Raw genomic sequence first — 506 nt, 5'->3', positions numbered from 1 at the left:
TAGCCACCACCGTGTAGATGACCGTGTTCGCATAATTGCGCCAGAACATCGAATCCGACATCACCACATCGAAGGTAGTGATGTTGAACCCGCGCGGGATGATGCTGACCTGCCCAGAGTTGATGTACCCCTCGGAGGAGAAGGCCTGAGCGATGATGTTCAGGAACGGATACAGCGTCGCCGCGCAGATCAGGATGATCGCCAACCCGTTGACCACCCGGAAGGCGGTATAGGACCTCGTGTCCTGGATGGCAGTGGAACGAGTGCCCCGCTGGGGCTGGAGGACCTGCTCCTCAGGGTTCTGTTGGCCGGGATCCGGGAGCGGACCGGCCGGGGGCCGGGCTCCGGGGACCTCGGTATTGACGGCTACCACAGGCTGTTGCCTCCCATCTTCCGGGCGATCCCATTAGCACTGAGGATCAGGATGAGTCCGATAATGGCCTCGAACAGGCCGATGGCTGTCGCATAAGAGAAGTTCGAACTGGTGATGCCCACCCGATAGACAT

Annotated in this window: 2 pseudogenes; both read right to left on the bottom strand. The window is 60.1% G+C overall.

Annotation, left to right across the window (positions count from 1 at the left end):
* Positions 1-373: pseudogene (locus tag ODE13_RS16900) on the bottom strand (hypothetical protein); the annotation flags it as partial.
* Positions 367-506: pseudogene (locus tag ODE13_RS16895) on the bottom strand (sugar ABC transporter permease); the annotation flags it as partial. The pseudogenes ODE13_RS16895 and ODE13_RS16900, both read right to left, overlap by 7 nt.

Origin of the sequence: Nesterenkonia sp. HG001 (genome assembly GCF_034438835.1) — a bacterium.
Taxonomy (GTDB): domain Bacteria; phylum Actinomycetota; class Actinomycetes; order Actinomycetales; family Micrococcaceae; genus Nesterenkonia; species Nesterenkonia xinjiangensis.
The sequence above is the reverse complement of the archived record's forward strand: the minus strand, read 5'-3'. Positions and strand labels throughout refer to the sequence as shown.